At 59.0% G+C, this 19,148-nt stretch carries 21 protein-coding genes and 1 tRNA gene; 18 read left to right on the top strand and 4 right to left on the bottom strand.

Annotated elements, in window-relative coordinates; translation table 11 throughout:
• Positions 1-13: 13 nt before the first annotated feature.
• Positions 14-667 (bottom strand): alpha/beta hydrolase, encoded by a 654-nt coding sequence (locus tag ACEWPJ_RS08865; RefSeq protein WP_416512518.1) that lies wholly within the window; start codon positions 665-667, stop codon positions 14-16.
• Between the two features lie 155 nt (positions 668-822).
• Here ACEWPJ_RS08865 and ACEWPJ_RS08860 point away from each other — a divergent pair, with 155 nt between their 5' ends.
• The 13 genes from ACEWPJ_RS08860 (at position 823) to ACEWPJ_RS08800 (ending at position 9,819) form a co-directional block, all read left to right on the top strand.
• Entirely contained in the window at positions 823-1,284 is a 462-nt protein-coding gene (locus tag ACEWPJ_RS08860) for an Rrf2 family transcriptional regulator (protein WP_416512516.1), read from the top strand.
• A gap of 91 nt (positions 1,285-1,375) precedes the next feature.
• The gene (locus tag ACEWPJ_RS08855; protein ID WP_416513027.1) at positions 1,376-2,419 is read left to right on the top strand and encodes a cysteine desulfurase family protein; all 1,044 of its coding nucleotides are present in this window, start codon (positions 1,376-1,378) and stop codon (positions 2,417-2,419) included.
• A 16-nt stretch (positions 2,420-2,435) separates the two neighbouring features.
• Positions 2,436-3,959, top strand: a complete 1,524-nt coding sequence (gene sufB / locus ACEWPJ_RS08850; RefSeq protein WP_416512514.1) for a Fe-S cluster assembly protein SufB — start codon at positions 2,436-2,438, stop codon at positions 3,957-3,959.
• Positions 3,960-4,037: 78 nt separating this feature from the next.
• Positions 4,038-4,241 (top strand): hypothetical protein, encoded by a 204-nt coding sequence (locus ACEWPJ_RS08845; protein WP_416512512.1) that lies wholly within the window; start codon positions 4,038-4,040, stop codon positions 4,239-4,241.
• A gap of 3 nt (positions 4,242-4,244) precedes the next feature.
• The gene (locus ACEWPJ_RS08840; RefSeq protein WP_416512511.1) at positions 4,245-4,427 is read left to right on the top strand and encodes a hypothetical protein; all 183 of its coding nucleotides are present in this window, start codon (positions 4,245-4,247) and stop codon (positions 4,425-4,427) included.
• The gene (locus ACEWPJ_RS08835; protein WP_416512510.1) at positions 4,427-4,762 is read left to right on the top strand and encodes a hypothetical protein; all 336 of its coding nucleotides are present in this window, start codon (positions 4,427-4,429) and stop codon (positions 4,760-4,762) included. Before ACEWPJ_RS08840 ends, ACEWPJ_RS08835 begins: the two co-directional genes overlap by 1 nt.
• On the top strand, positions 4,759-5,265 hold the full coding sequence (locus ACEWPJ_RS08830) for a cupin domain-containing protein (RefSeq protein ID WP_416512509.1): 507 nt from the start codon (positions 4,759-4,761) through the stop codon (positions 5,263-5,265). The genes ACEWPJ_RS08835 and ACEWPJ_RS08830 overlap by 4 nt, the downstream gene beginning before the upstream one ends.
• Positions 5,266-5,288: 23 nt before the next feature.
• Complete coding sequence (gene sufC, locus ACEWPJ_RS08825; RefSeq protein ID WP_416512508.1) at positions 5,289-6,044, top strand: Fe-S cluster assembly ATPase SufC; 756 nt, start codon at positions 5,289-5,291, stop codon at positions 6,042-6,044.
• A complete protein-coding gene (gene sufD / locus ACEWPJ_RS08820) occupies positions 6,044-7,333 on the top strand; it encodes a Fe-S cluster assembly protein SufD (RefSeq protein ID WP_416512507.1) in 1,290 nt (429 codons plus the stop codon). The genes sufC and sufD overlap by 1 nt, the downstream gene beginning before the upstream one ends.
• A 6-nt stretch (positions 7,334-7,339) precedes the next feature.
• Positions 7,340-7,855 carry a YIP1 family protein gene (locus ACEWPJ_RS08815; protein WP_416512506.1) on the top strand — a complete coding sequence of 172 codons (516 nt, stop codon included), beginning with the start codon at positions 7,340-7,342 and terminating at the stop codon, positions 7,853-7,855.
• A gap of 23 nt (positions 7,856-7,878) precedes the next feature.
• Positions 7,879-8,472, top strand: coding sequence for a YIP1 family protein (locus ACEWPJ_RS08810; protein WP_416512505.1), 594 nt, complete (start codon positions 7,879-7,881; stop codon positions 8,470-8,472).
• A gap of 2 nt (positions 8,473-8,474) precedes the next feature.
• Positions 8,475-9,695: a cysteine desulfurase gene (locus tag ACEWPJ_RS08805; protein WP_416512504.1), complete on the top strand. Its 1,221-nt coding sequence runs from the start codon at positions 8,475-8,477 to the stop codon at positions 9,693-9,695.
• Positions 9,696-9,742: 47 nt separating this feature from the next.
• Positions 9,743-9,819 (top strand) — tRNA-Arg (locus ACEWPJ_RS08800).
• 162 nt (positions 9,820-9,981) lie between these two features.
• Here the strand turns inward: ACEWPJ_RS08800 and ACEWPJ_RS08795 are convergent.
• On the bottom strand, positions 9,982-10,551 hold the full coding sequence (locus tag ACEWPJ_RS08795) for a YcbK family protein (RefSeq protein ID WP_416512503.1): 570 nt from the start codon (positions 10,549-10,551) through the stop codon (positions 9,982-9,984).
• A 326-nt stretch (positions 10,552-10,877) separates the two neighbouring features.
• Between ACEWPJ_RS08795 and ACEWPJ_RS08790 the strand changes: the two genes are divergently transcribed.
• From ACEWPJ_RS08790 to ACEWPJ_RS08775, 4 genes are read left to right on the top strand one after another with little or no spacing between them, the layout of a single operon-like run.
• On the top strand, positions 10,878-12,485 hold the full coding sequence (locus ACEWPJ_RS08790) for a L,D-transpeptidase family protein (protein WP_416512502.1): 1,608 nt from the start codon (positions 10,878-10,880) through the stop codon (positions 12,483-12,485).
• Between the two features lie 44 nt (positions 12,486-12,529).
• Positions 12,530-13,621 carry a UDP-3-O-(3-hydroxymyristoyl)glucosamine N-acyltransferase gene (gene lpxD, locus ACEWPJ_RS08785; protein WP_416512500.1) on the top strand — a complete coding sequence of 364 codons (1,092 nt, stop codon included), beginning with the start codon at positions 12,530-12,532 and terminating at the stop codon, positions 13,619-13,621.
• A gap of 28 nt (positions 13,622-13,649) precedes the next feature.
• The gene (locus ACEWPJ_RS08780) at positions 13,650-13,916 is read left to right on the top strand and encodes an acyl carrier protein (protein ID WP_416512499.1); all 267 of its coding nucleotides are present in this window, start codon (positions 13,650-13,652) and stop codon (positions 13,914-13,916) included.
• On the top strand, positions 13,913-15,121 hold the full coding sequence (locus ACEWPJ_RS08775) for a beta-ketoacyl-[acyl-carrier-protein] synthase family protein (RefSeq protein WP_416512497.1): 1,209 nt from the start codon (positions 13,913-13,915) through the stop codon (positions 15,119-15,121). The genes ACEWPJ_RS08780 and ACEWPJ_RS08775 overlap by 4 nt, the downstream gene beginning before the upstream one ends.
• Before the next feature lie 74 nt (positions 15,122-15,195).
• On the opposite strand, the gene ACEWPJ_RS08770 is transcribed toward ACEWPJ_RS08775, so the two are convergent.
• Complete coding sequence (locus ACEWPJ_RS08770) at positions 15,196-15,822, bottom strand: invasion associated locus B family protein (protein ID WP_416512496.1); 627 nt, start codon at positions 15,820-15,822, stop codon at positions 15,196-15,198.
• Positions 15,823-16,254: 432 nt separating this feature from the next.
• Here ACEWPJ_RS08770 and ACEWPJ_RS08765 point away from each other — a divergent pair, with 432 nt between their 5' ends.
• Positions 16,255-17,796 (top strand): helicase HerA-like domain-containing protein, encoded by a 1,542-nt coding sequence (locus ACEWPJ_RS08765; protein WP_416512495.1) that lies wholly within the window; start codon positions 16,255-16,257, stop codon positions 17,794-17,796.
• A gap of 6 nt (positions 17,797-17,802) precedes the next feature.
• Here the strand turns inward: ACEWPJ_RS08765 and ACEWPJ_RS08760 are convergent, their stop codons facing one another.
• Positions 17,803-19,137 (bottom strand): HlyC/CorC family transporter, encoded by a 1,335-nt coding sequence (locus ACEWPJ_RS08760; RefSeq protein ID WP_416512493.1) that lies wholly within the window; start codon positions 19,135-19,137, stop codon positions 17,803-17,805.
• Positions 19,138-19,148: the final 11 nt, after the last annotated feature.

Below are 19,148 nucleotides of genomic sequence, written 5' to 3'. Positions count from 1 at the left end.
CCAGCCCCTTCTCCTAGCGTGTGGTTTCGGTCAGGCGGCGGCGGACGTATTCATCGACGCTGCCAAGCATCGTGTCCATATGCGGCTCTTCAAAGAAGTGACCGGCGCCATCGACCTCTTGGTGGGTGATGGTGATGCCTTTTTGTTCATGCAGCTTTTCCACCAGCAGATGGGTGTCGGTCGGCGGCGCAACCCGGTCAGCCCCGCCGTTGATGATCAGGCCAGAGCTGGGGCAGGGCGCGAGGAAGCTAAAGTCATACATGTTCGCGGGCGGAGAGACTGAGATAAAGCCGGTGATCTCAGGCCGCCGCATCAGGAGCTGCATTCCGATCCACGCGCCGAAGGAAAAGCCCGCAACCCAGCAGTGCTTTGCGTTCTGGTTCATCGACTGAAGGTAGTCGAGCGCTGAGGCCGCGTCGGACAATTCACCGACGCCCTGATCGTATTCGCCCTGACTGCGTCCCACGCCGCGGAAGTTAAACCGCAGGACCGTGAAGCCCATGTTGTAGAACGTATAGTGCAGGTTGTAGACGACGCGATTGTTCATCGTTCCGCCAAACTGCGGATGCGGATGAAGCACAATGGCGATCGGTGCGTCTTTTTCCTTTTGCGGGTGATAGCGTCCTTCAAGGCGGCCTTCCGGCCCCGGAAAAATAACCTCGGGCATTCCTGTCCTTGTCTTTCTGTCGCGGGCCGGGCGGTATTCTTGACGAAATCGCTCGGACTCATTAGAACCGTTCTAAATTCCGGCGGGTGCCGGACGGGTCTTCAGGAAGTAAGCGTAAGGCCGTCTAAGGTCAATGAATTTGCGGGGTCGGGGCTATGAAACTCAGCACAAAAGGGCGCTATGCGATGGTTGCCTTGGCCGATCTGGCGTTGCAACCGTCTGATGACCTCGTGTCGCTCGGCGAAATCTCGCGTCGGCAGGATATTTCGCTGCCGTATCTGGAGCAGTTGTTCGTGAAACTGCGCCGGGCGGAGCTGGTCGAATCGGTGCGCGGCCCCGGCGGTGGTTATCGGCTGGCGCGTCCGGCGGCTGAGATCCGCGTGGCAGATGTTCTTGGTGCAGTCGACGAAACCGTTAGTGCGATGCACACAGGTGCCGGTGCGTCCGGCGGCGTTTCGGGGTCGCGGGCGCAATCCTTGACCAATCGTCTGTGGGAAGGGTTGAGCGCCCAAGTTTACGTCTTTCTGCATCAAACACGGTTGTCGGATGTGGTGAGCAATGATCTGGCACCCTGTCCGGCTGTGCCGACCCTGTTCACGGTGGTGGATGAGGGATGAAGGGTGACGTTGCACATCTGCGCCAGTGCGGCGCATTGGGGCGCTGCCCCAAACCCCGGAGTATTTTCGGCAAGATGAAGCTGGGGGCGTGATGGATCGGGCCTACCTCGACTGGAACGCGACGGCACCGCTACGCCCGGAGGCGCGCGAGGCGATGATTGCTGCGATGGATGTCGTGGGCAATCCATCCTCTGTTCATGCAGAAGGGCGGGCGGCGAAGGCTCTGGTTGAGAAGGCGCGAGCGCAGGTTGCGGCGGCATTTGGGGCGGATGGCGCGGACGTGATCTTTACGTCGAGCGCGACGGAAGCGGCAGCGCTTGCGCTTGCGGGGCGTGGGTTGGTTGGTTCTGCGGTTGAACATGACGCGGTTGCGGCGTGGGTGGCGGAGCAGCTTTCGGCGGATCGTGATGGGCGGGTTGACGTTGCTGATCCCGGTCGATCGGTCTTGCAGGCCGCGAACAGCGAAACCGGGGTTCTGCAAGACTTGCCGGACGGGTTGGCCGTGACGGACGCAACGCAAGCGTTCGGCAAGGTGCCGTTTGCGTTCAACTGGTGTGGGGTTGAGATGGCTTTGATTTCCGCCCACAAGATCGGTGGGCCGAAAGGTGTCGGTGCCTTGGTCGTGCGACGGGGCACTGATGTTCCGGCTCAGATCAAAGGTGGCGGTCAGGAAATGGGCCGCAGATCCGGCACTGAGAACATCATTGGGGTCGCCGGATTTGGCGCGGCGGCGGAGGCGGCAGCTCGTGATTTGAGCGATGGTGTTTGGGCGAAAGTTGAGAAACTTAGAAACATTCTAGAAAAAGCTCTGGAAGAATCTGCAAAAGAGACTATTTTTGTCGGGAAAGGCGCGCAACGGATTCCAAATACGTCTTGCTTTGCCACCCCCGGCTGGAAGGGTGAAACGCAGGTAATGCAGATGGATTTGGCTGGATTTTCTGTTTCGGCGGGATCGGCCTGTTCTTCGGGCAAGGTCCGGGCGAGCCGCGTGCTTATGGCGATGGGGTATGACGACAGCGTCGCATCCTCGGCCATTCGGGTCTCTCTCGGCCCGACGACGACGGAAGAGCAGGTGATGCGGTTTGTCGATGCTTGGACAAGCGCATATGCCAGACGCAAAACGCGCGTGGCGTGAAAAAACGGGTAGGATGATGGCTGCACTGGATGAAGTGAACGTAAAAGAAGGTGTCGAGGAAGAAACCGTCGAGGCCGTGAAATCCCTTGCCGGGAAATACAAATACGGCTGGGAGACCGAGATTGAAATGGACTATGCCCCCAAGGGGCTGAGCCATGACATCGTGCGGCTGATTTCCGAGAAGAACGAAGAGCCGGAGTGGATGACCGACTGGCGCATTGCTGCTTATGATCGCTGGTTGAAGATGGTTGAGCCGGACTGGGCGATGGTCGAATACCCCGAAATCAAGTTTCAGGAGCAGTATTACTACGCCCGTCCGAAAAGCATGGAAGTGAAGCCGAAGTCGCTGGACGAGGTCGATCCGAAACTGCTTGCGACCTACGAAAAGCTCGGTATTCCGCTGAAGGAGCAGATGATCCTCGCGGGTGTCGAAGGGGCGGAGGCTGCGCCCGCCGAGGGCCGCAAGGTCGCGGTCGACGCGGTGTTCGACTCCGTTTCCGTTGGTACGACCTTTCAGGCGGAGCTGAAGAAGGCCGGCGTCATCTTTTGTTCGATCAGTGAGGCGATCCGCGAGCATCCAGAACTGGTGAAGAAATACCTCGGCTCTGTGGTGCCGGCGTCTGACAACTTCTATGCGACGTTGAACAGCGCCGTGTTCTCGGACGGGTCGTTCGTTTACGTGCCGCCCGGCGTGCGCTGCCCGATGGAACTGTCGACCTATTTCCGTATCAACGCGGAAAATACGGGCCAATTTGAACGCACGCTGATCATCGCCGATAAGGGCAGCTACGTCAGCTACCTCGAAGGCTGCACGGCACCGCAACGCGATACCGCACAGCTTCACGCCGCAGTGGTTGAGATTGTGGTCGAGGAAGACGCCGAGGTGAAGTATTCGACCGTCCAGAACTGGTATCCGGGTGATGAGAACGGCAAGGGCGGGATCTATAACTTCGTAACCAAACGCGCCGATTGCCGGGGTGATCGGGCGAAAGTGATGTGGACGCAGGTCGAAACAGGCTCTGCCGTGACGTGGAAATACCCGTCTTGCATTCTTCGCGGCGACGATAGTCAGGGCGAATTCTACTCCATCGCTATCACCAACCACATGCAGCAAGCCGACACTGGCACAAAAATGGTGCATCTGGGCAAACGCACGAAGTCGCGGATCGTGTCGAAGGGGATCAGTGCGGGCAAGGCGCAGAACACCTATCGCGGGCTGGTTTCAATGCACCCGAAAGCGAAGGAAAGCCGGAACTATACGCAATGCGACTCCTTGCTGATCGGCGACAAATGCGGCGCGCATACGGTGCCCTATATCGAAGTCAAGAATAACTCCTCGCGGGTTGAGCATGAGGCGACGACCTCAAAGGTCGATGACGAACAACTGTTCTACTGCCGCCAACGCGGTATGGGTGAAGAGGAGGCGGTGGCGCTGGTCGTCAACGGGTTCGTCAAAGACGTGCTGCAGGCTTTGCCGATGGAATTCGCGCTTGAGGCACAGCAGCTGGTTGCGATCTCGCTTGAGGGGAGCGTGGGGTAGTTGGCATTGAACCGACCATTGATTTCCATATTAGAGCGGCTCCGTAGATTCTTTTCGGGGCATAGATTGCGTGAGATCATGACCGGCGCACTTCTTCCGGTTTCGTTCGTGATTCCGGTGTTATTGACGCAAGAGCTTTGGTCGATGTTTGGCGAGTCCGGTATCGGTAAGGTCGTGGCGATTATGTCGGGTGTGATTGTCTTTGTCGTCCTTAAGGCGTTCGATCTGTATTTCAGCCATGCTCTTATTCAGGCGGAGCAGACTGATGCGGCAGAGTCCTGAGCCATGTGGTTGAAAGGCATCTCCCTCCTCTCCGCCATTCTCACCGGCGTGTTCTGCGCTGGCTTCGCGCTGTTCGTCAACGCGATTACCCCCATGGTAAGCACCTATCAGGTCGCACTGCTCGCGAGCATTTCGGGTTTTCTCGGCTCGCTGTTTGCCCAAATCGTTTTGGGGAGGCGTACGTAATGTCCGGCAACGCGCTTGAAGAAGGTCTGATGCAGCAGCTTGGCAATCCCAGCCATGTTGATGCAGGCCGTGTCGCGGTCCCGTTTGGGGCGGTGGCTGGTATCTTGACCTACCTCATTCTGGGCGCGGTGTTTGGTGGTGGCTGGTCGATCTGGCGCTTTTTGCTGGCGGCGATTGTGTGTGCGGGTGTTGGCGGGATGATCTACCGAATGATCGAACGCAAGCGATTGGATGCTGAAAACAAACGCCAGGCGGAACGTCGGGCCAGCCAAACTGCCGAAACGGAACGGCAGATTGCCGAGATGGTGAAACGGACGGAGGGGGAAGCAAGATGACTTCGGACGTGGTTGATATCAATGCGCTGCCCGGCTTCACGATGGAGCCTGAGGGCGGATCGAAGAGATTTGGTGGGACGATTGCGGATATCGATGGGGCGCTCGGACTCTCGATGCTCGGCGCGATGTTTGTGACGGTTGAGCCGGGTAAGCGCGCGTTTCCGTTTCACAGTCACCTCGGCAATGATGAGATGTTCGTTATTCTTGAGGGTGAGGGCACGTTCCGCATCGGCAAAACCGAACACAAAGTGTCTGCCGGCATGGTGTGTGGTGCGCCGAAGGGCGGGCCCGACACCGCCCATCAGTTGATAAATACGGGGAGCAAACCGCTTAAATACATCGGTATTTCGACGAAACAGGACCCGGACGTGGTCGAATACCCCGATAGCGGAAAGTTTGCAGCCCTTGCCGTTTTTCCCGGCGAGGATTGGATGTCGGCGCATTTGCGGTTCGTTGGGCGAACTGACAGCGCAGTGGATTACTGGGATGGCGAAGACGCCTAACCCATCGGATGAATGAGGAAGAAATGCTAGAAATCAAGAACCTGCACGTCAAACTTGAAGAAGAAGATAAGCGCATTCTGAAGGGTGTCGACCTGGCCGTTGGCGCCGGTGAGGTGCACGCGATTATGGGGCCAAACGGCTCTGGCAAGTCGACGCTGTCCTATGTGCTGTCCGGCCGTGACGGTTACGAAGTAACCGAGGGCAGCGCGACCCTGACGGGCGAAGATTTGCTTGATCTCGATCCCGAGGAACGCGCGGCGATGGGGCTGTTTCTTGCCTTCCAATACCCGGTCGAAATTCCGGGCGTCGGGAACATGACGTTTATGCGCACCGCAGTGAATGCCCAACGCAAGGCGCGTGGGGAGGAGGAGCTGTCCGCTGCCGACTTTCTAAAGCTGATACGCGCGAAGGCAAAAGATCTGAAAATCGACGCCGATATGCTGAAACGTCCGGTGAATGTCGGCTTCTCCGGCGGCGAAAAGAAGCGGAACGAGATTTTGCAGATGGCAATGCTTGAGCCGAAGATGTGCGTTTTGGATGAAACCGACTCTGGCCTCGATGTCGATGCGATGAAACTGGTCGCGGATGGTGTGAATGCGCTGCGTGATGCGGGGCGGTCATTCTTGGTTATCACACATTATCAAAGACTTCTGGACCACATTAAACCCGACGTTGTTCACATCATGGCGGATGGTCGGATCGTGAAGTCGGGTGGACCCGAACTCGCGCTTGAGGTTGAACATAACGGATACGCGGATCTGCTGTCGGAGGATGCGTAATGGCGCTCGCGCAGACAAAACATGATGAAACCGAAGCGCGGCTGGCGACTCTATCGATGCCGGCGGGCGCGAACTGGGCCAAGGCGAGCCGCGAGTCAGCTCTCGCGCGTGTTCGTGCGGCGGGTCTGCCGGGGCGTCGGGATGAGTATTGGAAATTCACTCGCCCGGATCGTCTGACTGCGGCGGTCGCCCCACACGCGGCGATTTTCGATGCGGGGGATGAGCCGCCTCTGTTCCACTCCATCGATTGCCTCAAGGTTGTTTTCGTGGATGGCGTTTTCGATGCCGACGCGTCGGACGATCTTTCGATGGAAGGCGTTGAGATTGAGCGTTTGGCAGACGCCACAGCGACGGACATCCACTGGGCGATGGACCTGTATGGCCGATTGGAAGAACGCGGCCAGACCCCGGTTTCGCGCCCGCTTGCAGCCCTGAATACGGCTTTTGCGAGTGATGGTATCGTGATCCGCGCGACTAAGCCGGTCAGCAAGCCAATTTCTCTGGTTTATCTCCATAAATCAGAGAGTTCCGACGCGATCTTGCATCACGCCATCAAGGTCGAACGCGATGCAGAATTGACGGTGCTGGAAAACGGCCCCGCGGCGGCACGGTTTAACAAGGTGATGGAAGTCGACGTCGCGGACAACGCTAAATTCCACCACGTCCGCGCCCAAGGTCGCGATCACGAACGCTGCGCGGCGACGCATCTGTTTGGGCGGCTCGGCATGGAAAGCACGTTCAAAAGCTTTACGCTGACCGCCAACGGCGTGATGACGCGGAACGAGGTCGTTTTGGACATAAAGGGCGATGACGCGGTTGCGCACGTCGCCGGGGCCGCGATGGGCGACGGAGACTTTCACCACGATGATACCGTTTTCATCACCCACGATGCGGTGAATTGCGAAAGTCGGCAGGTGTTCAAGAAAGTTCTGCGGAACGGGGCGACTGGTGTTTTCCAAGGCAAAATTCTTGTCCAACCGGGGGCGCAAAAAACTGACGGGTATCAGATTAGTCAGTCCTTGCTGCTGGACGGGGACAGCCAGTTCCTCGCCAAGCCGGAGCTTGAGATTTATGCGGATGACGTCGCTTGTTCGCATGGGTCCACCTCTGGCGCAATCGACGAGGACGCACTGTTCTATTTGCGCGCGCGGGGTGTGCCAGAGGCCGAAGCACAGGATTTGCTCGTCCTCGCTTTCCTTGCCGAAGCGATTGATGAGATCGAGGATGACGCGATTTCCGAAGACCTCGTGACCCGGCTTGAGGGCTGGCTGTCGCGTCGGCGCGACTAAGTCGCAATGTCTGTCACCCGCGACATCGTTGAGGCATACCGTGCGCCGCGCCGTGTTATGGCGCGGCAGCTTGCCGCTGGCGTGGGCGAAGAACGTGCTCTTGCCTACGTAATGACCGCGTGCTTCCTGATGTTTGTCGCGCGTTTGCCGCTTTTGTCCCGGCAGGCGCACATCCGCCCCGAAGATGGGGAGTTTTCAACTTTGGCAGGCGGCGCGTTTCTTGGCGCTGTTCTGATGGCGCCGCTTGTGTTCTACGCCCTCGCCGCGCTGAGCCATGCGGTAGCAAAAGCGTTTGGCGGGCAGGGCACTTGGCTATCGGCGCGCTTGGCGCTGTTCTGGTCGCTGCTGGTGATTTGCCCGCTGATGCTGTTTCACGGGCTTGTCGCCGGGTTTATCGGTGAAGGTCCGGCGCTCACCCTTGTCAATGTGGGTGTGGGTGTCGTGTTCCTATGGCTTTGGATCAGCGCCCTGCGCGTGGCCGAGGCGGGTAGCCCGCTCGCGCCTGACGCGACGGTCGGCTGACGGACAGACGAAGGACACGCCCGATGACGCCTCTCAGCTTTCTGCTCGCTCTCGTCAAACTGTCGGTCCGCAACCCGAAAGAGGGCGCGGCGCGGGTTCTGGCGCTCGGGTTGAGCCGTCAGGCGATCTGGATTTCGCTCGCCATCACGCTGACACTCGGCACGATCCTTGGCTATGTGCATGAGGCTGTGACGCCCGAAGCACTCGGCGTGGATGGGGAGCCTATCAGGCTGCCCGATCCGTTCGTGTCCGTTGCTGTTACGGCGGTGTTGCTGGTTGCGCTTGATTTTGTCATCGCACAGCTAGGGCGCGGCTTTGGCGGAACAGGCACTTTCTTTGACATCCTGCTTGTCGATGTCTGGCTCCGGGTTATCGCGCTGTTCGCGATGGTCGTGGATATTGTTGCTTTCCTGATCTCCCCCGAACTGGGGCAGGTCGTGTTGTTTGCGACCTATATCTACCTGCTTTGGCTGATGCTGAACTTCGTGTCGGTTGCTCATGGTGGGATATCCCTTGGCAAAACCTTTCTGGTGATCTTCCTTGCTGGAATGATCGCGTTTTTACCATTCCTGCTGCTGCTCAGTATGTTTGGATTGGCCCCGAATATTGGAGCGTGACGATGTATGACGTTGCTGAGATCCGCAAAGACTTCCCGATCCTGTCGCGGACGGTGAACGGGAAACCGTTGGTCTACCTCGACAACGGGGCGTCGGCGCAGAAGCCGCAGGCGGTGATCGACGCTGTGACGCGCGGCTATGCCGAGGAATACTCCAACGTCCATCGGGGTCTGCACACACTCTCCAATATCTCAACCGAGCGGTATGAGGCCGTGCGCGGCATCATTGCGCGGTTCCTTGGTGCGCCGGATGAACGGGAGATCGTGCTGAACTCCGGCACGACCGAGGGAATCAATACGGTTGCATATGGCTGGGCCATGCCGCGGATGGAGGCTGGGGATGAGATCATCCTGAGTGTGATGGAGCATCACGCGAATATCGTCCCGTGGCACTTTCTGCGCGAACGCTTGGGCGTCGTCCTGAAATGGGTCGATGTGGATTCGAACGGTGACCTCGACCCGCAGCGAGTGTTGGATGCGATCAGCGACCAGACCAAGCTGATTGCCGTTACCCACATGTCAAACGTCCTTGGCACCGTTGTTGACGTCAAGGCGATCTGCGATGGCGCGCGCGAACGCGGTGTGCCGGTCCTTGTCGATGGCAGTCAGGCGGCGGTTCACCAGCCGGTCAATGTGGCCGACATCGGATGCGATTTCTACGCGATCACCGGGCATAAGCTTTATGGGCCGTCTGCGTCCGGTGCGATCTTCATGCGACGTGAACGGATGATCGAGATGCGGCCGTTCATGGGTGGCGGCGACATGATCCGCGAAGTCGGGCAAGACGCGATCACCTACAACGTCCCCCCCATGATGTTTGAGGCCGGAACGCCCGGCATCGTGCAAACGATCGGTCTGGGGGCCGCTCTCGACTATATGATGGCGCTTGGAATGGAAAACATCGCGGCGCATGAGAAGGTTCTGCGCGACTACGCCCGTGATCGTCTGGACGGGCTGAACTGGCTAAACGTGCAGGGAACCAGTGCGACCAAGGGGGCGATCTTTTCAATCACACTGAACGGGGCCGCGCATCCGCATGACATCTCAACCGTTCTCGACAAGAAAGGCGTGGCTGTGCGCGCGGGCCACCACTGCGCCCAGCCGTTGATGGAGCGGCTTGGCGTCAGCGCCACGGCGCGCGCCTCCTTCGGGCTGTATAACACGCGTGAGGAGGTCGACGTGCTGATCGACGCATTAGAGCTATGTCACGAACTTTTCGCCTGAATTAGCGATTGCGGGGCAGGGGCCAATGCCCTATATCCACCGCCAACGCACCTGTAGCTCAGCTGGATAGAGCGCTGCCCTCCGAAGGCAGAGGCCAGAGGTTCGAATCCTCTCAGGTGCGCCAATCTTCTCAACCGTTTAGCGTGATTTCGGTTTTGCCCACTGGGGCTACCGACCAAGATATTACCAAGAACTGGTCGATAAGTTAGGTTCTGACTTCGGAAACACACCACGAATAAAAAAAGCGCCGACAAAGCGGCGCCTTTCATCGTCAATGCGGTTCGTCTTACCGACCCCAGCTGCGAACCTGTCCACAATCCATATGAACGAAGTTGGAGCGGGAGTAGCGCCCGACGCCACCTGCCGCACATGCCTTCGCTGCCGCAAATATCTGTCCGACAGACCGAGAGTTCAGCCGAAGATCAGCCGCCTTGCCGGACATATGGAGAGAGTTGCGGGCAACCCCGCGCGAGCGGCTGCGCAGCATCGCGTTGGTGGCCGGGCTGCGATAGCCGGACAGGAGCATGTAAGGTTCGTTCACGTCCATCAGCCTGTGCGCGGCGGCCATGATGTCGACATTTCGCGCGTCGATGGTAATCGCCTCGTCGCTGCGCCAGTCGCGCATAAAGTGGTTAATCTCTGTCAGCGCTTCGCGAATATACTCGCCCTCGACCCAATAGATTGTGTCGATGCTTTCGCCGGTTCGGCCAGAATACATGCGAACCCGTCGTATGTCCCCGCCGCCTCGCAAGAAGCCTGCTGCGTTGGTGTAAGTTGGTGCTGCTGTTAGTGCAGTCGCTGCAAATGCTCCTAGCAATGCGCGCCGCGAGAGCCCGGTATTCGTTTTAACAGTCATGTGAGTGCGCCTGTCCCGTCGCCTTTCTTCCCGCTTTGGCAGCGGTTCGATAATCTCATCCCCAGATGCACGGTTTTTATGACATATCTCGAATCGGCAACCAAGCGTTGATTGTGTCGCACCCCCGTTTTCAAGCAAAATCGGCAAAAACCTGCTGAAACCAAACGGTCGTGCCGATTTTGCTAGGTCGGGGTGGCATTTGATGCACAGGGCCAGGTTTTGTTGCTGTTTTTACCAAATGTGAGTGGACTTTCGGCAACTCTTCCCGAAAGTTTTAGGTGGTAACGAACTAACGCTGCTTTTCGAGGTTTGAAATGAATTTTCCAATGGCTCAGCCACGCGTGGCCAGACTGGTCGTGGCGCTCGCTGCATATTTTATCGCAGCGACACTGATCGGGGCGCCGGCGACGGCGCAAGTCACCGCCTTCAAACAGGCCGTCGCAGAGGCCGCGTCGGACGACGAGGCGATAGCAGCGTTTTACCGTGGACGGAATTATGAACCGCTTTGGACGGGGGACGGATCACGCGACCGGCAGCGTCGGCGGGCGTTTTTGCGGGCTTTGAATTCGGCGGGCGATCACGCCCTGCCGGTCAACCGTTACAGACCCGACGAAATTCGCGCGATGCTGCGCGATGTGCGCACGCCCCGCGAACGCGGCGCATTGGAAGTGGACCTCAGCCGTCGTTATCTGCGCTTCTCACGCGATTTGCAGACGGGCATCATCGACAACCCGCGTCGGGTCGACAGCGGTATCGTCCGCCAGATCCCACGCCGCGATCGGGTGGAGCTGTTGCAAACGCTCGCGACACGTTCGCCGAACGCGGTGTTCCGGTCGCTCGCGCCGCGCACGCCGGAATACACCCGGTTGATGGCTGAAAAAGAACGGATGGAGCGTTTGCTTGGTCGTGGTGGATGGGGCCCGAATGTTGCGGCCAGCAAGCTCGAACCTGGCGACAGCGGTGATCGCGTGGTGACTTTGCGCAACCGTCTGATCGCGATGGGCTACATGCGCCGCAACGCGTCCACACGCTTTGACGGCGCGATGCAGCAGGCTGTTCAGCAGTTCCAGATCGATCACGGCCTGACGCCGGATGGCGTCGCGGGTGAAGGCACGATCCGCGAGTTGAACAAATCCGTCGAAGACCGGCTTCAGTCAATCGTCGTCGCGATGGAGAGGGAACGCTGGCTGAACCGCGACCGCGGGGATCGGCATGTTCTGGTCAACCTCACCGATTTCACCGCGAAGATCATCGACAATGGCCGTGTGACGTTTGAAACCCGCTCTGTCGTTGGGGCGAATGACAGCGATCGTCGCTCTCCGGAGTTTTCCGACGTGATGGAGCACATGGTCATCAACCCGACATGGAACGTGCCACGGTCGATTGCCGTGAAAGAGTATCTGCCGCAGATGCAACGCAACCGGAACGCCGCCGGGCACCTTCGCCTGATCGACCGGCGGGGTCGGGTCGTGAACCGCGCGAATGTCGATTTCACGCAGTATACAGCGCGGACCTTCCCGTTCGACCTGAAGCAGCCGCCGTCGAACCGGAACGCGCTTGGTCAGGTCAAGTTCATGTTCCCGAACCAGTATAATATCTACCTTCACGACACCCCGGCGCAGAACCTGTTTGCCCGCGAGGTCCGGGCGTTTTCGCATGGGTGTATCCGCTTGAACGACCCGTTCGACTTTGCCTACGCGCTTCTTGCGCGGCAGGTTTCGAATCCCCAAACGTTCTTTCAGGAACGGCTGGGAACCGGGCGCGAGACCTTCGTGGAGCTTGAAAAGCAGGTTCCGGTTCACCTGATCTATCGCACCGCGTTCACCCAAGCGAAGGGGCGCACGAACTATCGCCGCGATATCTATGGCCGCGACGCGCGGATCTGGAACGCGCTCAGCGATGCCGGGGTAGCACTTCGCGCCGTTCGTGGCTAAATAGCCCCTGTGCGGAACGCGCTTCCGCGAGCTTGGGGATATGAATGGGATTCACGATCGCAGAAATCGCAGCGGCGCTGGGGGCTGAGGCTGTCGGCGCTGTTGAAACATCCGTAACCCACGCATCAGAACCGGGCGAAGCAAGCGCCGACGCGCTGGCCTTGGCGATGGACCCCAAATATGCCGAAACGCTCGGTCAGGGGAAGGCGCGGGTCGCGATCCTTTGGAAAGGTGCGGATTGGCAGGCGCTAGGGCTGCGTGCTGCGGTTCTGGTGGAACGCCCGCGCTACGCGATGTCGGGCCTTACGAAATTGATGGATCCTGGACCGGAAATCGCTCCGGGCATACACTCAACAGCGATCATTGATCCGGCAGCGGATATCGGTGAAGGCGCGGCCATTGGGCCTTTTGTCGTTATCGGGCGCGGCGTGCGGATTGGACCGGGCGCGCGGATTGCGTCGCACGTGACGGTTGGCGAGGCGGCGCAGATCGGGCAGGGCGCGTTGATCCATTCTGGCGCGCATATCGGGGCGCATGTGGTCATCGGTGATCGTTTTATCGCCCAACCGGGTGCAGTCGTCGGGTCTGACGGTTTTTCCTTTGTTACGCCGGAAAAGTCGGGCGTTGAAAAAGCCCGCGAAACGCTGGGCGACCAAGGCGAAATCACCGGGCAAAGCTGGACGCGTATCCATTCGCTCGGCGCGGTTGAGATTGGCGATGATGTTGAGGTTGGCGCGAACGTCACGATTGATCGCGGGACCATCCGTCCAACACGGATTGGGCGGGGCAGCAAGCTCGATAACCAAGTGCATATCGGTCACAACGTCGAGGTGGGCGAAGATTGCCTGCTTTGCGGTCAGGTCGGTATTGCCGGGTCGGCAAAGATCGGGAATCGCGTCGTGCTGGGTGGGCAATGCGGGGTGTCCGACAATATCTTTGTCGGGGATGATGTCGTTGCGGGTGGAGCCACCAAGATTTTCACCAACGCGCCTTCGGGCCGTGTTCTGCTGGGTTCGCCTGCGGTCAAGATGGACAGCCATGTTGAGATTCAAAAGTCACTCAGGCGGCTGCCCCGAATGATGAAGCAATTTGCAGAACTTCAAAAAGCTGTTTCAAAGCGCGGTCAGAAGGACTAAATGAACCGCAAGCAGGACCGGGGGCGACATGTCTGACGAGATCAAAGAAAAAATCATCAAGATCATCGCGGAGCAGGCCGTATTGGACGTCGAAGATGTAAAGGTGACCTCGACGCTGGAAGACCTTGGCATCGACAGCCTTGGGCTGGTGGAAAGCATTTTCGCGATCGAAGAGGAATTCGATATCCAGGTGCCGTTCAACGCGAACGAGCCTGCGGAAAGCGAATTTGACATATCCTCGGTCGCGTCAATCGTCGAAGCCGTCCGCGGACTGGTCGCAGAACAGACGGCATGAAGCGAGTCGTTATTACCGGGCAGGGAACGATCAACGCGCTTGGCACGTCGGTTCCCGAAACGCTCGACGCGATGCGCGAAGGTCGGTGCGGTATCGGCGATCTTGAAATCCGCGATGTAGACCGGCTGTCGATCAAGATCGGCGGGCAGGTGAAGGGATATGATCCCGAGGATCACTTCAACCGCCAGCAAATCGCGCTCTACGACCGTTTCACCCAATTCACACTGCTCGCGGCGAATGAGGCCGTTGATCAATCCGGGCTTAGCTTTGAGGGCACGCTTTCGCAGGGCGCCGGGGTCATTCTTGGCACCGCGGGCGGCGGGGTCAATACGTGGGACGACAACTACCGCACGGTCTACGAGGACGGCAAGAACCGCGTCCATCCGTTCGTCGTTCCGAAGCTGATGAACAACGCGGCGGCCAGCCACGTGTCGATGGAGCATAACCTGAAAGGGCCAAGCTTCACCGTGGCAACCGCCTGCGCGTCGTCCAATCATGCGATGGGGCAGGCGTTTCAGTTCATCCGGTCCGGCATGTGTCAGGTCATGGTCACGGGCGGTTCTGAATCGATGCTGTGCTTCGGCGGCGTCAAGGCGTGGGAAGGCCTTCGCGTGATGAGCCGCGATGCCTGCCGCCCGTTCTCTGCCAATCGCAACGGCATGGTGCAGGGCGAAGGTGCGGCGGTGTTCGTGTTTGAAGAGATGGAACATGCGAAGGCTCGTGGTGCCGAGATTCTGGCCGAGGTGGTTGGTTTTGCTATGACGTCCGACGCCGCAGATATCGTGATGCCGTCAAAGCAGGGCGCGGCCCGTGCGATTGCCGGCGCGATGACCGATGCCAAGGTTAATCCGGCTGAAGTTGGCTATATCAACGCCCACGGGACGGGCACGGCAGCGAACGACAAGACGGAATGCGCGGCTGTCGCGGATGTTTTCGGCCACCACGCGGATCGCCTGATGATTTCTTCGACGAAATCCATGCACGGCCACCTGATCGGCGGAACGGGCGCCGTGGAGTTGCTGGCCTGTGTCATGGCGCTGAAAGACGGGGTGATCGCCCCCACCATCGGCTACGAGGAGGCCGACCCCGAATGCGCGCTCGATGTCGTTCCGAACGAGGCGCGAGAGCAGAAGGTCGACGTGGTGCTATCGAATGCCTTTGCGTTCGGCGGCCTGAATGCGGTGCTGGCGCTGCGCGCCGCTTGATACCCCGACTTCCGCCAAAGAAAAACGCCGCCCGGATCGGGGCGGCGTTTCGTGTCTTAACACCGTAACCGCGATCAGTTCGGTGTCAGCGAGTCAAATGCGGCGGTGAAGCCGGTCAACGACATCGGCACTTCGACGCGCTGATCGGGGGCGGCAACCGGAACGATTGATACGGTCGCAGCATTTCCGCGCTTGAACGCTGCAACGTCATCGGCAGAAAGGCCGACCCGCGCATAGCATCCTTCTTGGTCACACCAGGTGAAGTTATAACGTTTCGCCGCACCGCCATCGATCTTGAGGGTCAACTGCTCGGTCAGAAGCGTCATCAGCGGAACTGCGATGGTCGCCCCGGCAGCCGCTTGCGCGTTTTCCGGCAGGGGGAACATGCTGACCTCGGCAACGGGGTTACCCTCAGCGGCCTTCAGTGTTTGGTTGATCTGGCAGGGATCATTCTCAGTCTCTTCGGTGCGGACGCAGCGGACTTCCCAATCGCCGGATGTCTCACGGACGTAGAGCTGGGGTCCATTCTCCGCGCCGACTTCCTGCCCCATATCGAGGCCAGCCGCCGGATCGTCTGCTTCGCTGGCTTCAGCGGCGGGGGCTTCTTCTTCTGCGGGCTGCTCGGTCGTGTCTTGGGCAATCGCCGGGAAAGCGGCCGCCAGAAGACATGTGATCGCGAGCGGTTTGAGATAATCGTTCATTTGGTCATTGCTCCGTTTTTCACGCGCCGTGTAGCACGCGGCATTTCTGCTGTCAGTCGGGAAATCCGTGTTTCGCGTTCTGACCAGCGGGGTTCTGCCATGATTTCGCGTGGAATGACAACAAGAGGTCGCTAGACACGAAAAAAGGGCCGCAAGCTGGCCCTTTTCCCTGATCTTTTCTCCCCGTCGGACTGGCCGACTTAGTAATTAAGCAGCAAGCTACGGCCTTTCCCTTTCTCGGTCAACAGTCAATATTCGACTAAGTTCATGGTCTTGCGGAAGAAAGCCGGATCAGGGGCGCCCCTTCAATAGATCAACGCGAAAACGATCCCAGATGGTCAAGAAATACCGCCCGGAAACAAGGTAAAGCTGGCGTGAAACGGTTAAGACTGTATTTTCGGCGGACGTGTTCGCAGTAGAGGAGTCGCAGCAGTGGGTGATCGGATTTTTATTGGCGGGGGCGGCGATGTTTATGCCGATCCGCAGGCGCTACTGCTGAAATACGCGAACCGGCATGGGTTGGTTGCTGGCGCAACCGGGACAGGTAAGACCGTGACGCTGCAAATCCTTGCCGAAGGGTTTTCCAATGCGGGCGTGCCGGTTTTCTTATCCGATGTGAAAGGCGACCTGTCCGGGCTGGCGGAGGCTGGTTCCGAAAGTTTCAAACTGCACGACGCGTTCATGAAACGCGCCGCGACCATCAGGTTTGATGATTACGCCTATGGCGGGTTCCCGGTCACGTTCTGGGATCTGTTCGGCAAACAGGGCCATCCGATCCGCACGACGGTGTCTGAGATGGGGCCGCTGCTAATCGCGCGCCTGCTGGAACTGACGGAAGCGCAGGAAGGCGTGCTGAACATCGCGTTCCGGGTTGCGGACGAACAGGGTCTTCCGCTGCTTGACCTCAAGGATCTGCAGGCGCTGTTGGTGTGGGTTGGTGAGAATGGCAAAACGCTCGGCCTGCGGTATGGCAATGTTTCAAACGCATCGGTTGGCGCGATCCAGCGTCGGCTTCTCGTGCTGGAAAATCAGGGCGGGGCGGAGTTGTTTGGAGAGCCGGCGCTTGCGCTGTCCGACATCATGGCAACGGCGCAGGACGGGCGCGGGCGGATCAACATCCTTGCCGCCGACACGCTGATGGGCGCGCCCCGGCTTTATGCGACTTTCCTTCTGTGGTTGCTGTCTGAGCTGTTTGAAGAACTGCCCGAGGTCGGCGATCCCGACAAACCCAAGCTGGTTTTCTTCTTTGATGAAGCGCATCTGCTGTTTGACGGCGCGCCTAAGCCGCTGGTCGAAAAGGTCGAACAGGTCGCGCGTCTGATCCGGTCGAAGGGCGTCGGAGTGTTCTTTATCACCCAGAACCCAGACGACATTCCTGAGGATATTCTTGGCCAGTTGGGCAACCGCGTGCAGCACGCGTTGCGAGCCTTTACTGCGCGGGACCGCCGCGCCCTGCGTCAAGCGGCCGAGACCTATCGCAGCAATCCGAAGTTTGACACGAGTGATGCCATTCGCGATGTCGGAGTGGGGGAGGCTGTGACATCGATGCTGGAAAACAAAGGTGTTCCTGGTGTTGTGGAGCGGACTTTGATCCGGCCGCCGTCGTCGCAACTTGGGCCGATTTCCACGGAAACCCGTCAGTCGCATATCGATACGTCTCCGATCGCGGGGAAGTATGAGGCGAAGAATGATCGCGTTTCGGCCTATGAGGTGCTGCAACAGCGGGCCGAAGAGGCCGCGCAGGCTGCCGAGGAAGCAGAGCGGCGCGAAGAAGAAGCAGAGATGGCAGAGCGTGAATACCGCGCTGGCCGCCGTTATTCCGGCAACCGCGTGGGCCGTTCGACATCGCGCAAGACCCGCGCCGATCAAAGCTGGGGCGAGGCGATTGGCAATGCTGTTGTCAAAGAGCTTTCCGGCACCACGGGCCGCCGCATCGTGCGCGGTATCTTCGGAACGTTGTTCAAAGGACGCTGATCGCCCCTAAAGCGGCCTAATCTTTAGCTGGGTAATCCGGTTCGCGGTGCGTTCGATCACTTCGAACCGGAAGCCGTGAAAGCTGAACACTTGCCCCTCGGTCGGGATTGTCTGGGCTTCGTGGATGACGAGGCCTGCGACGGTGTTGGCCTCCTCATCCGGCAGGTTCCAATCGGCGGTGCGGTTCAGGTCGCGGATGGTTGTCGCACCATCAACGAGGAAACTGCCATCGTCTGATCGCTGAATCTCAGGTTCTTCCGAGGTGTCGAATTCGTCGGTGATCTCTCCGACGATTTCTTCCAGAATATCCTCAAGCGTGATCAAGCCCTGAAGCGCACCGTATTCATCGACGACCAGCGCAAAATGCGTGTGCCGTCGCAGAAATTGCCGCATCTGATCGTCAAGCGTCGTGGTTTCCGGCACGAAATAAGGGGTCATTGCGACGTCGAGCACATCAAAATCCTTGAGCGCCGTCTTGGACGTGCCAGACCCGCGCCGGAACTTATCCATCGCGCGCAGTAGGTTTTTCGCATGAACCACGCCAACGATGTTCTCGGGATCATTCTGATAGACCGGTAGCCGCGTATGGGCCGAATCCAGACATTGCGACAGTATGTCCTCGGGCTGTTCGCTCGCGTCGATCATTTCGATTTGCGAGCGGTGAAGCATGATCTCTTCAACCGTGCGGTCGCCCAGATCAAGCGCGCCAAGCAGCCTGTCGCGGTCTTCTTTTTCCACCATCCCTTCGGAGTGGCCGAGGGAGATTGCGCCTGCAATCTCCTCCCGCACGGCGAGGATGTGACTGTCGGGATCGGTTTTGACGCCAACCAGTCCGAGGATCAGCCGGACCAGCGACCGGACCGCCATGACGATTGGGGAAAAGACCCGGATGACGATCGAGATCACCGGGGACACGCGCGCCGCCGCGACTTCGGGGTTCGTGATCGCATAGGTCTTTGGCAGCACTTCGGCGAAGATCAGGACGAGAAGGGTCATCACAAGGGTCGCGAGGGCCACGCCGCTTTCGCCAAAGACACGGGTGAACAACGCGGTCGCCAGCGACGCGGCGAGGATGTTGACAAGGTTGTTGCCAAGCAGAACCGCCCCGATCAGGCGTTCGTTGTCCTCTGTCACCGCAAGCGCCTTTTGCGCGCCGCCGTTCCCCTTGTCCGCCTGCGCACGCAGTTTACCGCGCGACGCCGCGGTCAACGCGGTTTCGGACCCCGAGAAAAACGCCGACAGCAACAACAACGCGAGAATAGCCCCTGATGTGATCCAGAACGCTGCGTCCATGACTTTCTTCCATGCCTTCCCGACGCCGTCATCTGGCGCCAATTTCATCAATTATGTCT

The sequence above is a fragment of the Aliiroseovarius sp. YM-037 genome, assembly GCF_048060095.1.
In the GTDB taxonomy this organism is placed as follows: domain Bacteria; phylum Pseudomonadota; class Alphaproteobacteria; order Rhodobacterales; family Rhodobacteraceae; genus JBLUOA01.
Note: the sequence above shows the minus strand (reverse complement) of the source record. Positions and strands in the feature narration are given on the sequence as shown.

What these genes read in the sequence shown, in the direction of transcription:
- ACEWPJ_RS08865 (WP_416512518.1), bottom strand. Translation starts at nt 667, where the DNA reads ATGCCCGAGGTTATTTTTCCGGGGCCGGAAGGCCGCCTTGAAGGACGC.
- ACEWPJ_RS08860 (WP_416512516.1), top strand. Translation starts at nt 823, where the DNA reads ATGAAACTCAGCACAAAAGGGCGCTATGCGATGGTTGCCTTGGCCGAT.
- ACEWPJ_RS08855 (WP_416513027.1), top strand. Translation starts at nt 1,376, where the DNA reads ATGGATCGGGCCTACCTCGACTGGAACGCGACGGCACCGCTACGCCCG.
- sufB (WP_416512514.1), top strand. Translation starts at nt 2,436, where the DNA reads ATGGCTGCACTGGATGAAGTGAACGTAAAAGAAGGTGTCGAGGAAGAA.
- ACEWPJ_RS08845 (WP_416512512.1), top strand. Translation starts at nt 4,038, where the DNA reads ATGACCGGCGCACTTCTTCCGGTTTCGTTCGTGATTCCGGTGTTATTG.
- ACEWPJ_RS08840 (WP_416512511.1), top strand. Translation starts at nt 4,245, where the DNA reads ATGTGGTTGAAAGGCATCTCCCTCCTCTCCGCCATTCTCACCGGCGTG.
- ACEWPJ_RS08835 (WP_416512510.1), top strand. Translation starts at nt 4,427, where the DNA reads ATGTCCGGCAACGCGCTTGAAGAAGGTCTGATGCAGCAGCTTGGCAAT.
- ACEWPJ_RS08830 (WP_416512509.1), top strand. Translation starts at nt 4,759, where the DNA reads ATGACTTCGGACGTGGTTGATATCAATGCGCTGCCCGGCTTCACGATG.
- sufC (WP_416512508.1), top strand. Translation starts at nt 5,289, where the DNA reads ATGCTAGAAATCAAGAACCTGCACGTCAAACTTGAAGAAGAAGATAAG.
- sufD (WP_416512507.1), top strand. Translation starts at nt 6,044, where the DNA reads ATGGCGCTCGCGCAGACAAAACATGATGAAACCGAAGCGCGGCTGGCG.
- ACEWPJ_RS08815 (WP_416512506.1), top strand. Translation starts at nt 7,340, where the DNA reads ATGTCTGTCACCCGCGACATCGTTGAGGCATACCGTGCGCCGCGCCGT.
- ACEWPJ_RS08810 (WP_416512505.1), top strand. Translation starts at nt 7,879, where the DNA reads ATGACGCCTCTCAGCTTTCTGCTCGCTCTCGTCAAACTGTCGGTCCGC.
- ACEWPJ_RS08805 (WP_416512504.1), top strand. Translation starts at nt 8,475, where the DNA reads ATGTATGACGTTGCTGAGATCCGCAAAGACTTCCCGATCCTGTCGCGG.
- ACEWPJ_RS08795 (WP_416512503.1), bottom strand. Translation starts at nt 10,551, where the DNA reads ATGACTGTTAAAACGAATACCGGGCTCTCGCGGCGCGCATTGCTAGGA.
- ACEWPJ_RS08790 (WP_416512502.1), top strand. Translation starts at nt 10,878, where the DNA reads ATGGCTCAGCCACGCGTGGCCAGACTGGTCGTGGCGCTCGCTGCATAT.
- lpxD (WP_416512500.1), top strand. Translation starts at nt 12,530, where the DNA reads ATGGGATTCACGATCGCAGAAATCGCAGCGGCGCTGGGGGCTGAGGCT.
- ACEWPJ_RS08780 (WP_416512499.1), top strand. Translation starts at nt 13,650, where the DNA reads ATGTCTGACGAGATCAAAGAAAAAATCATCAAGATCATCGCGGAGCAG.
- ACEWPJ_RS08775 (WP_416512497.1), top strand. Translation starts at nt 13,913, where the DNA reads ATGAAGCGAGTCGTTATTACCGGGCAGGGAACGATCAACGCGCTTGGC.
- ACEWPJ_RS08770 (WP_416512496.1), bottom strand. Translation starts at nt 15,822, where the DNA reads ATGAACGATTATCTCAAACCGCTCGCGATCACATGTCTTCTGGCGGCC.
- ACEWPJ_RS08760 (WP_416512493.1), bottom strand. Translation starts at nt 19,137, where the DNA reads ATGAAATTGGCGCCAGATGACGGCGTCGGGAAGGCATGGAAGAAAGTC.